The sequence below is a fragment of the Kribbella sp. NBC_00482 genome (assembly GCF_036013725.1).
GTDB lineage: Bacteria > Actinomycetota > Actinomycetes > Propionibacteriales > Kribbellaceae > Kribbella.
The window spans coordinates 3,255,999-3,267,725 of record NZ_CP107881.1 but is presented as its reverse complement, the minus strand read 5'-3'; the positions used below and the strand labels follow the sequence as shown (position 1 = coordinate 3,267,725).

General features: G+C 66.7%; 11 protein-coding genes. 10 read left to right on the top strand and 1 reads right to left on the bottom strand.

Going from position 1 to position 11,727, the window contains the following annotated elements:
* The first annotated feature begins 18 nt into the window (after nt 1-18).
* From OHB24_RS16210 to OHB24_RS16195, 4 genes are all read left to right on the top strand, one after another.
* The gene (locus tag OHB24_RS16210; RefSeq protein WP_327639853.1) at nt 19-642 is read left to right on the top strand and encodes a DUF6318 family protein; all 624 of its coding nucleotides are present in this window, start codon (nt 19-21) and stop codon (nt 640-642) included.
* On the top strand, nt 639-1,556 hold the full coding sequence (locus OHB24_RS16205; RefSeq protein WP_327639852.1) for a PKD domain-containing protein: 918 nt from the start codon (nt 639-641) through the stop codon (nt 1,554-1,556). Before OHB24_RS16210 ends, OHB24_RS16205 begins: the two co-directional genes overlap by 4 nt.
* A 142-nt stretch (nt 1,557-1,698) precedes the next feature.
* The gene (locus OHB24_RS16200; protein ID WP_327639851.1) at nt 1,699-2,322 is read left to right on the top strand and encodes a DUF6318 family protein; all 624 of its coding nucleotides are present in this window, start codon (nt 1,699-1,701) and stop codon (nt 2,320-2,322) included.
* Between the two features lie 112 nt (nt 2,323-2,434).
* Entirely contained in the window at nt 2,435-3,037 is a 603-nt protein-coding gene (locus OHB24_RS16195) for a DUF6318 family protein (protein ID WP_327639850.1), read from the top strand.
* 173 nt (nt 3,038-3,210) lie between these two features.
* On the opposite strand, the gene OHB24_RS16190 is transcribed toward OHB24_RS16195, so the two are convergent.
* Nucleotides 3,211-4,269: an alpha/beta hydrolase gene (locus tag OHB24_RS16190; RefSeq protein ID WP_327639849.1), complete on the bottom strand. Its 1,059-nt coding sequence runs from the start codon at nt 4,267-4,269 to the stop codon at nt 3,211-3,213.
* Between the two features lie 128 nt (nt 4,270-4,397).
* Here OHB24_RS16190 and OHB24_RS16185 point away from each other — a divergent pair, with 128 nt between their 5' ends.
* The 6 genes from OHB24_RS16185 (at nt 4,398) to pstA (ending at nt 11,722) form a co-directional block, all read left to right on the top strand.
* Nucleotides 4,398-6,557 carry an RNA degradosome polyphosphate kinase gene (locus OHB24_RS16185; protein WP_327639848.1) on the top strand — a complete coding sequence of 720 codons (2,160 nt, stop codon included), beginning with the start codon at nt 4,398-4,400 and terminating at the stop codon, nt 6,555-6,557.
* 20 nt (nt 6,558-6,577) lie between these two features.
* The gene (locus OHB24_RS16180) at nt 6,578-7,456 is read left to right on the top strand and encodes an NUDIX hydrolase (RefSeq protein ID WP_327639847.1); all 879 of its coding nucleotides are present in this window, start codon (nt 6,578-6,580) and stop codon (nt 7,454-7,456) included.
* Nucleotides 7,457-7,594: 138 nt separating this feature from the next.
* Nucleotides 7,595-8,068 (top strand): bifunctional nuclease family protein, encoded by a 474-nt coding sequence (locus OHB24_RS16175; protein ID WP_442913973.1) that lies wholly within the window; start codon nt 7,595-7,597, stop codon nt 8,066-8,068.
* Between the two features lie 277 nt (nt 8,069-8,345).
* A complete protein-coding gene (pstS, locus tag OHB24_RS16170) occupies nt 8,346-9,458 on the top strand; it encodes a phosphate ABC transporter substrate-binding protein PstS (RefSeq protein WP_327639844.1) in 1,113 nt (370 codons plus the stop codon).
* Nucleotides 9,459-9,761: 303 nt separating this feature from the next.
* Nucleotides 9,762-10,805 (top strand): phosphate ABC transporter permease subunit PstC, encoded by a 1,044-nt coding sequence (pstC, locus tag OHB24_RS16165; RefSeq protein ID WP_327641074.1) that lies wholly within the window; start codon nt 9,762-9,764, stop codon nt 10,803-10,805.
* The gene (pstA, locus tag OHB24_RS16160; RefSeq protein ID WP_327639843.1) at nt 10,802-11,722 is read left to right on the top strand and encodes a phosphate ABC transporter permease PstA; all 921 of its coding nucleotides are present in this window, start codon (nt 10,802-10,804) and stop codon (nt 11,720-11,722) included. The genes pstC and pstA overlap by 4 nt, the downstream gene beginning before the upstream one ends.
* Nucleotides 11,723-11,727: the final 5 nt, after the last annotated feature.

The window sequence follows — 11,727 nt, the reverse complement described above, 5'->3', positions numbered from 1 at the left end:
TACGGAGGGCTGACACACGTGACACACCGCAACAGGCCAACCCCCAAACTCCTGGCCTGCCTAGCCACCACCGCCCTACTGGCCTCCTGCGGCCAGGCAAGCCCGGAGGCCGGCCGCCCCAACACGGCCCCGCCAACGGCATCCTCGTCTGGCGGTCAGCCATCCAGCGGATCGACCACTGCAGCGACGAGTAGTACGCCAGCAGCTCCGCCCTCCCGGCCTACAGCCGCCGTCGGTCTCTCGCTTGCCGCAGGTGAGGCGTTCGTCCGGCACTACGTCGACTTGATGAACTACGCCTCCCAAACCGGCGACGGTGCGCCCCTCCTCGCCGAGAGCGAGGCCGGCTGCGAGGGTTGCAAGCAGTACGCCGACTTCGCGGCAAAGATCAATGCGGCCAACGGCGCGCTCAGCGGAGATTATCTCGAGCGCGTAGCCGAGGTGACCGGACTAGCTCGTGGGAGTAACAGCAACCGCCTGTTCGGCACCGCGGCAGTCACGATCGGCTCGTACACGACAAAGAACTCGCCGACCGCGAAGCCGGTTACGAGCAAGCCGAGGAGCTACACCGAGAAGGTCGCGCTCTCTCCGAGCAATGGCAACTGGATCATGTACGAGATCAAACTAGAAGAACGCCAGCCATGAGTATCGGAAGAATAATACTCACCGTCGGTTCGCTCGTGGCGTCGAGCTTGCTGGCCGCGAACGCGGCATTCGCCGCGCCGGACGCTGTTCCGCGCTCGGTGACAGCCGCCGGTTCCGGTTCACCGACAAAGCCATCCGAGCCGACGCCGACTGTGACCACCGATCGCGAGCGAGAGGCCCTACGGCTGAAGGGCACACAACGCAAACAGGAGTCTCGCGTCGAGGACCCTCCCCCACCGAAGTCCGAGCGCAAGAAACCCAGGACTCCGACGGACAGCACGCCGACGCGAGAACAGCGAGCAAAGACCTCGGATGCAAGGCGAGACCTGCGCATTCACGACGCCGGATGCAGGCCGACAGAAATGCAGGGCAAGGTCGAAGGTCCAAATGATTGCGGCGAGCCGGATGAGCCGAAGCCCACTGAGCGCGCGATCGCACGTCGGACCGTGCGACCAGAACCGAAGGACGTGACTTGGGAGCAGATTCGTTCGGAGGCGAAGGATTTGACCTTCCCAGGGCTCTCGGTGAAGGTGCAGCCTGATGGGCGAACGTTGGTGAACCTGGAGACGATCGTCTACACCGAGGACAGCAAGGTCTCGACGGCGACAGTGACGTTGCTTGGATTCCCCGTGGTGGTCCAGGCGACGCCTGTCAGTTACACCTGGAATTTCGGCGACGGCAGCCCAGCGCTCACGACGAGCACTCCCGGCAAGCCGTACCCGTCGAAGGAGGTCACCCACAAGTACATGAAGCGTGGCGCCGTCGGGCTCACGCTGACGACCAGCTACGCCGCGCGTTTCAACGTTGCCGGCACCGGCTGGCAGTACGTCACCGGCACGATTCCGGTAACCGGTCCGACCACACCACTGCAGGTCCGCGAAGCCATCCCCGTCCTCGTAGACCCAGACCGCTGATCTCAATCTCGTCAGCGTGGGCAGGTCGCGGGCTGCAGGCAGGACGAAATCGGCTCGCTACCTCGTACGTCGGATCTGCAGCTCTTGATACCAAGCCCTGCCCGACAGGCCCGTTCGATCGTCAACACGGAGGCTGACACACGTGACGTGCCGCTACCGGCCAACCACCGCGTTCCTGGCCTGCCTCAGCACCACCGCACTACTAGCCGCCTGCGGCCAAGGCAGCCCCGAAGCAGGCCACCCCAACACAGCCCCGCCGCCGGCCACGGCCGCGGACACGTCGACGGGCGCAGCGATTCAGTCAGCCTCCAAGCCGACTCCATCGACGGCCCCGGGCGAGCCACCCGAGCGCCCCACGGGCGCCAGGGGCGTCACGCTCGCGGCGGCCGACCAGTTCGTTCGCTATTACAGCGACTTGCTGAATTACGCTTCGGCGACGGGCGACACCTCGCCGATGCTCGCTGAGAGTGAGGCAGGCTGTGAGAATTGCAAGTCATATGCGAAGTTCGTAGCTCAAGCAAACGCCGCTAACGGCCTACTCAAAGGCAACTACCTCGAGAAGGTCACCGACGTCCCGGAGCTTTACCGTGGTGAGAGCGGACGCTTGGGCGGTTCAGCCACTGTCGCTGTCGGGGCCTACGTCAGCAGGCAATCGAAGAGTGCGACCGCGGTCAGCGTAGAAGCCACGAAGTACACCCGAGAGTTCGCATTGTCCCCGCAGGACGGAAACTGGGTTATGTACGAAATGGAACTCAAGAAGCAATGAGGCAGACCTCGCCGTCGTCGTAAGTGAGACCAAGAAGGACGCTGCCGCTCCACTCCAGATCCACGAAGTCGTCCGGTCACTACGATCGCGTCAACTACAGAGGCTGACACACGTGACACAACGCAACAGGCGATCCCAGACGCTCCTAGCCTGCCTGGTCGCCATCACACTCCTGACTTCCTGCGGCCAGGAAAGCCCCGCGACAGGTCCCCCCAACGCGGCCCCACCGTCAGGATCGACGTCCACGAACGCACCTCAGACACCTTCACTGTCGACAACTGCGACTGACGTACCCCAGCGACCCAGCGCGGCCGTAGGCCTGAGTTTGTCAGCGGGAGAGGCCTTCGTGAGGTACTACGTCAGCCTCATGAACTACGCCTCGACTACCGGCGACGTCGCGCCGATGATGTCCGCGACCACGACAGCTTGCAAACAATGCAAGGCATACGCGAATTACGTGGCGAAGGTCAACGCCGCAAACGGAGGACTGACCGGAGACTACTTCGAACGTGTCAACGACGTACCGGACCTCTTCCGCGGAGACGGCGGACCGGTTGGCGGATACGCGCTGGTGACAATCGGCACATACACATCGAAGGACTCACCGTCGGCGAAGTCTGTGGCGAACACCGCACAGAAATACAAGCGCGACTTCACCCTGCTCAATCAACGGGGGTCATGGACCATGGCCGCGATGAGTCTGGTCGCAGAATGACATTCGTGTGAGGTCGACGTGGTGCCGGTCTGCGGATGAAGACCATCCATGGTGCCTGTGCGACCTGTGTTTGCGGCAAGCCGCTTGTTGAAGGTGTTGGGGAGGGTTTCTGTCCGATTTGGGTGGGGAATCCTCCCCGACTCGGCTCAGGACGGTCGTATGTTCGCGGGTGGTTAGTGCAGGGTGGTTCTTAGGTGGTTTGTTAGGTGGGTGTGGGCTTGGCGGGTGGGGCCGGGGGTGGTTAGTAGGTTGGCGTGGCCGTGGGGGAGGGATTTGTGGTGGACGTGGGTTAGGTGGTTGCCGGCTTTGGTCAGGGCGGCGGCGTATTCGAGGCCTTCGTCTCGGAGGGGGTCGAAGCCGGCGGTGGTGAGGTAGGTGGGTGGGAGGCCGGTGAGGTCTTCGGCTCGGAGGGGGGAGACGATCGGGTCGGGGCGGAGGGTGGGGTCGGGGGTGTAGAGGTCCCGGTACCAGATGATGTCCTCCTCGGTGAGGATGAAGCCCTCGGAGAAGAGGTCTCGGCTGGGGCGGCGGGCGACCAGGTCGACGGCTGGGTAGAGCAGAACCTGGAGGGCCGGCTGCGGGAGGCCGCAGCGGACTGTCTGCTGGGCGACTACGGCGGCCAGGTTGCCGCCTGCGCTGTCGCCGCCGACGGCTATCAGGGCGGGGTCCGCGCCCAGGTCCTCGGCGTGGTCGACGGCCCAGGTGAACGCGGCGATGGCGTCCTCGGCGGCGGTCGGCGCGGGGGCTTCAGGGGCGAGGCGGTAGTCGACGGAGAGGACCCGTACGCCGGAGTCGGCGGCGATCGCGCGGCACAGCGCGTCGTGGGTGCCGAGGTCGCCGACCACCCAGCCGCCGCCGTGGAAGAACACCAGCAGCCCGCGGCCTACGTCCCCGCGAGGGATGTAGAGGCGGGCGCCGAGTTGCCCCGCGGCGCCGCGGACGGTCAGGTCGGTGACCCGGAGTAGATCGGCGGGGGTGCCGGTGATCAGTTTGCAGAGGTTGCGGAAGTGCGTCCGGGCGGTCGCGGCGTCGGTTTTGGTTGTGCGTGGCAACAGGTTGTCGACCCGCAGGAGCAGTTGGATGTCGGGGTCGATGGTGTTGCCGTCGATCTGGATCGGGGCGCCGGCCAGCCGTCGGCGGACGGCGGCGGGCAGCGCGTACAGCGGGACGAGGGCGTTCGCTTGTACGGCGGTCACCGTGTCACGCAGTACCGCGTCCAGTCGTAGGTTCACAAGAGGTGACGCTAGCAACCAGCAAGCAATCAGCGCGCGAGAACGGCTCCGGGAAGTGCTCGACAGGCAACGAAAACGTCACATCCGGGAACTCGCGGACGGCTACCCGTTGTTCACCAAAGGATGGGATGCTGAGCGGTGTGGCTGGAGACTTGCTGGCATCGCACAACAGGGAGTACGACGTTGAACCGCCGTACGACATCAGTGCGGCCGGTGACCTCCCCGCGGACCGGTTCTCCGACCGGGAACTGAGCTGGCTCGCGTTCAACCAGCGGGTCCTGGAGCTCGCCGAGAACGACCGGATCCCGCTGCTCGAGCGGGCCAAGTTCCTCGCCATCTTCGCCAGCAACCTGGACGAGTTCTACATGGTCCGGGTGGCAGGTTTGAAACGCCGGATCGCGGCCGGGGTCGCGGTAAAGGCGGCCAGCGGTCTGCTCCCCCGCGAGGTTCTCGACCGCAGCCTGGCGAGGAGCCGTGAGCTGATGGACCGGCAGGCGGAGACGTGGCGGAAGTCGGTGCAGCCGGCGTTGACCGAGCAGGGCATCGACATCCTGCGCTGGGACGAGCTGGAGCACAGCGAGCGCGAGGACATGACCCGGTTCTTCCGGGACCGCGTCTTCCCGGTGCTGACGCCGCTGGCGGTCGACCCGTCGCACCCGTTCCCGTACATCTCCGGCCTGAGCCTGAATCTCGCGGTCGTGGTCCGCAACCCGGACACCGGCGGTGAGCACTTCGCCCGGGTGAAGGTGCCGCCGCTGCTGCCGCGGTTCGTGAAGGTCGCCGAGGGCCGGTTCGTGCCGCTCGAGGACGTCATCGCCACCCACCTCGGCCAGCTGTTCCCGGGGATGGAGGTCACCCAGCACCACACGTTCCGGGTGACGCGCAACGAGGACCTCGAGGTCGAGGAGGACGACGCCGAGAACCTGCTGGCCGCGCTCGAGAAGGAGCTGCTGCGCCGCCGGTTCGGTCCGCCGGTCCGGCTCGAGGTGGAGGAGTCGATCGACCCGCAGGTGAAGGCGCTGCTGCTGTCCGAACTGGGCGTCACCGAGGCGGAGGTGTTCGAACTGCCGGGCCCGCTGGACCTGCGTGGCCTGTTCACCATCGCCAGCCTGGACCGGGCCGAGCTGAAGTACCCGGCGTTCGTGCCGTCGACGCATCCGCACCTGGCCGAGGTGGAGACCTCCAACCCGGCGGACATGTTCCACGCGCTCAAGCAGCGCGACGTACTCGTCCACCACCCGTACGACTCGTTCTCCACCAGCGTCCAGCGCTTCATCGAGCAGGCAGCCGCGGACCCGCACGTACTGGCGATCAAGCAGACGCTGTACCGGACCAGTGGTGACTCCCCGATCGTCGACGCGCTTATCGACGCGGCCGAGGCCGGCAAGCAGGTGCTGGTCCTCGTAGAGATCCAGGCGCGCTTCGACGAGCAAGCGAACATCAAGTGGGCCCGTCAGCTCGAGCATGCCGGCTGCCATGTCGTGTACGGCGTGATCGGCCTCAAGACGCACTGCAAGCTGTCTCTCGTCGTCCGCGACGAGCCGGACGGCCTACGCCGCTACGCGCACATCGGGACCGGCAACTACCACCCGAAGACGGCCCGGCTCTACGAGGACCTGGGCCTGCTGACCAGCGACAAGGTGGTGACCGAGGACGTCGCACTGCTCTTCAACCACCTGTCCGGCTTCGGTCGCAGCGCCGGCTACCGGCGGATCCTGGTCGCTCCCCAGTCGGTACGGCGAGGGCTCGTCGAGCGGATCGACCGTGAGGTGCAGCACCACCACGCCGGCCGCCCGGCGCGGATCCGGATCAAGGTGAACAGCCTGGTCGACGAGGCCCTGTGCGACGCGCTCTACCGGGCGTCCCAGGCCGGCGTACCCGTTGACCTGTGGATCCGCGGCATCTGCACGATCCGGCCCGGTATCCCCGGCCTGTCGGAGAACATCCAGGTCCGCAGCATCCTGGGCCGGTTCCTCGAGCACAGCCGGGTGTTCCTGTTCGAGAACGGCGGTGAGCCGGAGGTGTGGATCGGCTCGGCCGACCTGATGCACCGCAACCTGGACCGCCGGGTGGAGGTGCTGGTGCAGCTGAAGCAGCAGGACCACGTCAACGAGCTCGGTGAGATGTTCGACCTGGCGCTGGACGACGGCACCGGCTCCTGGTGGCTGCAGGCGGACGACACCTGGCAGGCCCGGCTCAGCGGACCGGACGGCGAGCCGCTGCGGGACATGCAGGAACGGCTGATCGCAACCCGCGGCCGCCGCCGGGCCTCCGAACCGATCGGTTAGCCACGTCTTAGGGTGAATCCATGAGCAACCCGGCGACGGTCTTCGCCGCGGGTGGTGTCGTGTGGCGAGAGCGCCGCGGCACCCGGCAGGTGCTGCTGGTGCACCGTCCCCGGTACGACGACTGGTCCCTCCCGAAAGGCAAGCTCAACGCGCACGAGCACGTGCTGCTCGGTGCGCGGCGGGAGATCGAGGAGGAGACCGGACTACAGGTCGTCCTCGGTCCCCCGCTGGGGGTGCAGCGGTACCCGATCCACAAGAACGGCGGGACCACCCAGAAGCTGGTGCACTACTGGTCCGCCGTACCGGTCAACGGCAGCGACTTCGAGCCGAACGACGAGGTGGACCAGGTCAGTTGGCTCCCGGTCGACAAGGCCCGCACCAAGCTCAGCTACCCGCGTGACGTCGACATCCTGGACGCACTGGACGGCGGGGTGCCGGTCGTCGCCACTGTCATCGTGGTGCGCCATGCGGAGGCGGTGAAGCGAAAGGACTGGGACGGCAAGGACACCATCCGTCCACTCACCAGCAACGGTACGGCGGTTGCGCAGCGGCTGACCGGCGTACTGGCAGCACTAGGCGCCAACCGGATCATCAGCAGCGACGCGGAGCGGTGTGCTGCGACAGTCGCGCCGTACGCCGCCTCTCTCGACCGGCATATCCACCTGTGGCCGGAGATCTCCGAACGCGGGTACGACGCCGACCCGGACGGGCTGCGCGGTCTGGCCGAGCGGGTGTGGAGACCGGGCAAGGTGACGGTCGTCTGCTCGCACCGGCCGGTCCTGCCGGCGCTGGCGCGGGAGCTCGGCCTGAAGGTCGGCAAGTTCTCCACAGGTGCGTTTCTGGTCGCACATCGGCTGGCCGACGGCCGCCTGGTGCACGAGCGGTTCAGCGCACCGTAGCCGCCGCGACACGGCTCGGTGACGATCCAGGCACAGCCGACGGGGTGCCCGGGTGACACTGGAGCTGACGGGTATGTTCCTACCCGAGGAACCGGCGCCCCACCGGGTGCCGGTCTGAGGAGAGGTTCGGGGCGCACCATGACGATGATGCGAGAACTGACACTGATCGGGATCCGGATGGAATCGCCCAACCGGGCCCCGGTGATGATGCTGCGCGAGACCGAGGGCTACCGCTACCTGCCGATCTCGATCGGCTCGGTCGAGGCGACCGCGATCGCCTACGAGGAACAGGGCCTGCGTCCGTCGCGGCCGCTCACCCATGACCTGATGCGCGACCTGATCGAGGCGTTCGGCGTCCACATCGAAGCCGTCGAGATCGTCGAGCTGCGCGACGCCGTGTTCTACGCCGAACTCGTGCTGGCCAACGGCGCCAGGGTCTCCGCCCGCCCGAGCGACTCGGTCGCGCTCGCTGTCCGCCTCGGTACGCCGATCCGCTGCACCGAAGACGTACTTCGAGAAGCCGGCGTCGCCACCCCCGAAGAAGAACAGGCCGAGCTGGAACGCTTCCGGCAGTTCCTCGACGGCGTCGCCCCGGAGGACTTCTCGAGCTGACGTCCGCGGCCCCGGATGGCACCGACGAGGTACTAACGTTCACGTTGTTGGTGCGCTGTGCGTTACCGAAACGTGAGCCAACAGCCGTTTACATCGACGGAGAGTGACGGCTCTTAACTCAGTTCACCTAATGGCTGCCTGTCGGCACGCCAGGCGTCGCGCACGCTACCGGAACCGTTCACCGCTCGTTCACCGGTGACGGACCGGTCGGTCACCTGGTCTCCCTACCGTCTGTGGAAGTTCAGAAGTCTGATTCCCGCAGAAGGGCAACACTCTCGTGTCCGTCAATCGCCTGTTCCGCGTCGGCTCCGTCGCCGTGGCCTCCCTCGGCGTCCTCGCCCTGAGCGCCTGTGGCAGTGACCCCGAGCCGGCCGGTTCGTCGAGCCCCGACTCCTCGACGTCGTCTGCCGGCGCCGAGTGCCCGAAGGGCACGCTGAACGCCGAGGGTTCCTCGGCGCAGAAGAACGCCATCGAGGAAGTCATCAGCAAGTACAACGAGCAGTGCGCCGACGTCACGGTGAACTACAACCCGACCGGTTCCGGCGCGGGTATCAAGCAGTTCAACGCGAACCAGGTCGACTTCGCCGGCTCCGACTCGGCCCTGAAGCCGGACGAGATGACCGCGGCCACGAAGCGCTGCGCGGGGAACGCGGCCGTCGACCTGCCGATGGTCATCGGCCCGGTCGCGATCGCCTACAACGTCGACGGCGTGACCAAGCTGGTCCTCGACGGCCCGACCGCCGCGAAGATCTTCCAGGGCACGATCAAGACCTGGAACGACCCGGCGATCGCCAAGCTGAACGCCGGCGTCACGTTGCCGTCGGCACCGATCTCGGTGTTCTTCCGCTCCGACGAGTCCGGCACCACCGAGAACTTCAGCAAGTACCTGAAGGCGGCCGGTGGCGGCGCCTGGACCGGTGAGCCGGCCAAGAAGTGGACCGGTACCGGCTCCGGCAAGGAGAAGTCGGCCGGTGTCGCCGAAGGCGTGAAGAGCAGCAAGAACTCGATCACGTACGTCGAGTGGTCGTACGCCGTCGACAACAAGCTCGGCGTCGCCCAGATCGAGACCGGCTCGGGCACCCCGGTGGAGCTGTCCGCCGAGTCCGCCGGCAAGGCGCTGGCCGCCGCGAAGCCGGCCGGCACCGGGTCCGATCTGGCCCTGAAGCTGGACTACGCGACCAAGGCCCCGGGTGCGTACCCGATCATCCTGGTCACCTACGAAATCGCCTGCACCAAGGGCCTTCCGGCCGAGAAGACCGCGCTGGTGAAGAGCTTCCTGAGCTACTTCGTCAGCAAGGACGGCCAGGCGTCCCTGACCGACCTGAACTACGCGCCGCTCCCGGCCGAGATCCAGACCAAGGTCGAGGCCGCCATCCAGGCGATCAGCTGATCGAGACGCGGTACTGATGCGAGCCCCGGCCGATCCGAGTCATCGGAGGACGCCGGGGCTCGCCTCGTCAGTCAGACCCAGACGTGACATCACGACTCAGGCGCTTGGAGCAGCATCGAAATGAGTAGTCCAGACGGCACGGCACCGCCCGACCGGCCGGACGGCACAGCCGCCGACGAGACAGACCCGAAGATCGAGGATCTGGTCCACGAGGACGCCGGCCCGACCCCGCAGTTCGGCGGCCTGGCCACTGAACACGCTGAACACGCTGACCATGAGGCGGCACAGCCGGCCGCCGAGGTGATGACCGAGTCCGGTGTCGAGGCCGCGGACCCGAAGACCGGCACGGGCGGCAAGCTCGAGCTCGGCCCGGTCGGTCACCTCGGCGACCGGCTGTTCGGCGGGCTCGCCCGCGGCTCCGGCGGCCTGGTGGTCCTGATCGTCGCGTTCGTCGGCATCTTCCTGCTGGCGCTGGCGATCCCGGCGCTGATCGATGACAAGAGCAACTTCTTGTTCTCCCGGATCTGGGAGCCGGGCGGCGACGACCCGCGGTTCGGCATCGCGGCGCTCTTCTACACCACCGTGATCAGCTCGATCATCGCGATGCTGATCGCGGTCCCGATCGCGATCGGCGTCGCGCTGTTCGTCACGTACTACGCCCCGAAACGGCTGGCCGCCCCGGTCGCGCACGCGGTCGACCTGCTGGCCGCCGTACCGTCGATCATCTACGGCCTGTGGGGCATCCTGTTCTTCGCGCCGATCCTGCGCCCCGTGATCAACGGCCTCTCCACGGCGCTCGGCTGGATCCCGCTGTTCGAGAAGCCGCCGGGCGACAACGTCGGCGTGGTCTTCACCGCGTCGGTGGTGCTGGCGATCATGATCCTTCCGGTGGTCACCGCGATCAGCCGGGAGATCTTCGCGCAGACGCCGATCGCGCACCGCGAGGGCGCGCTCGCCCTGGGCGCGACGAAGTGGGAGATGATCCGGATGTCCGTGCTGCCGTACGGGCGTTCCGGCGTGGTGAGCGCCTCGATGCTCGGTCTCGGCCGGGCGCTCGGTGAAACCGTCGCCGTACTGATCATCCTGTCGGTGCCGAACGGCAACGACCCGTGGAACTCGTCGATCTTCGCCGGTGGCGAGACGTTCGCGTCGAAGATCGCCAACAACGCCGCCGAGTTCGACTCGCCGGAGAAGACCGGCGCGTACATCGCGGCCGGCCTGGTGCTGTTCGTCGTCACGTTCCTGGTCAACTCCGCGGCCCGGATCATCGTCGACCGCAGTACGCCCGGCACCAAGCGCCCCCGTCGCAACCGCCGCGCGGGAGCAGCCGAAGGAGCCTCCGCATGACCGCCATCGCAGAGAACAAGCCGGCGTACGACGGGAAGGTCCTGGACCTGACCGGGAAGTCGGGCGCCCGGGCCTTCAAGAACACACTGGCCACCGTGCTGATCGTGCTGGCCTTCGTGGTCGCGATGATCCCGCTGGTGTGGATCCTGTTCACCGTGGTCAGCAAGGGTTATCACCTGCTGCTGAGTGCGGACTGGTGGAGCCAGTCGCAGCGTGGCATCACGGTCCGGCGGGCCGGCGGCGGCGCGTACCACGCGATCATGGGCACGCTGATCATGGCGCTGATCACCGCGGTGGTCGCGGTTCCGATCGCGATTCTCGGCGCGGTCTACCTGGTCGAGTACGGCAAGGGCACCCGGGCCGCCAAGGTCGTCAGCTTCATGATCGACATCCTCACCGGTGTGCCGTCGATCGTCGCCGCACTGTTCGTCTACGCGGTCTGGATCACCGTGTTCGGCTTCAACCGCGTGGGTTTCGCGGTGTCGCTGTCGCTGGTGCTGCTGATGCTTCCGGTCGTACTGCGGTCCACCGAGGAGATGCTGAAACTCGTGCCGGACGAGTTACGGGAGGCGTCGTACGCGCTCGGCGTACCGAAGTGGAAGACGATCCTGAAGGTCGTCGTACCGACGGCGTTCGGCGGCATCATCACCGGCGTGATGCTCGGTCTGGCCCGGGTGATGGGTGAGACCGCGCCGCTGCTGATCCTGGTCGGCTACTCCAAGAACATCAACCTGAACCCGTTCAACGGATTCATGGGCGCGCTGCCGACGATGATCAACCAGGACCGCACCGAGCTGGCGTTGCCGAACGCCGCGGACCGGGTCTGGGCGGCGGCACTCACCCTGATCCTGCTGGTTCTTGCCCTCAACCTGCTGGCCCGGCTGATCGCCCGGTTCAGCACCATCAAGTCGAAATAGTCGAG

Excerpts from the sequence above, each read along its gene's own strand:
- OHB24_RS16175 (WP_442913973.1), top strand. The coding sequence starts at position 7,595 with ATGACGATGATGCGAGAACTGACACTGATCGGGATCCGGATGGAATCG.
- OHB24_RS16185 (WP_327639848.1), top strand. The coding sequence starts at position 4,398 with ATGCTGAGCGGTGTGGCTGGAGACTTGCTGGCATCGCACAACAGGGAG.
- pstC (WP_327641074.1), top strand. The coding sequence starts at position 9,762 with ATGACCGAGTCCGGTGTCGAGGCCGCGGACCCGAAGACCGGCACGGGC.
- pstA (WP_327639843.1), top strand. The coding sequence starts at position 10,802 with ATGACCGCCATCGCAGAGAACAAGCCGGCGTACGACGGGAAGGTCCTG.
- OHB24_RS16180 (WP_327639847.1), top strand. The coding sequence starts at position 6,578 with ATGAGCAACCCGGCGACGGTCTTCGCCGCGGGTGGTGTCGTGTGGCGA.
- OHB24_RS16205 (WP_327639852.1), top strand. The coding sequence starts at position 639 with ATGAGTATCGGAAGAATAATACTCACCGTCGGTTCGCTCGTGGCGTCG.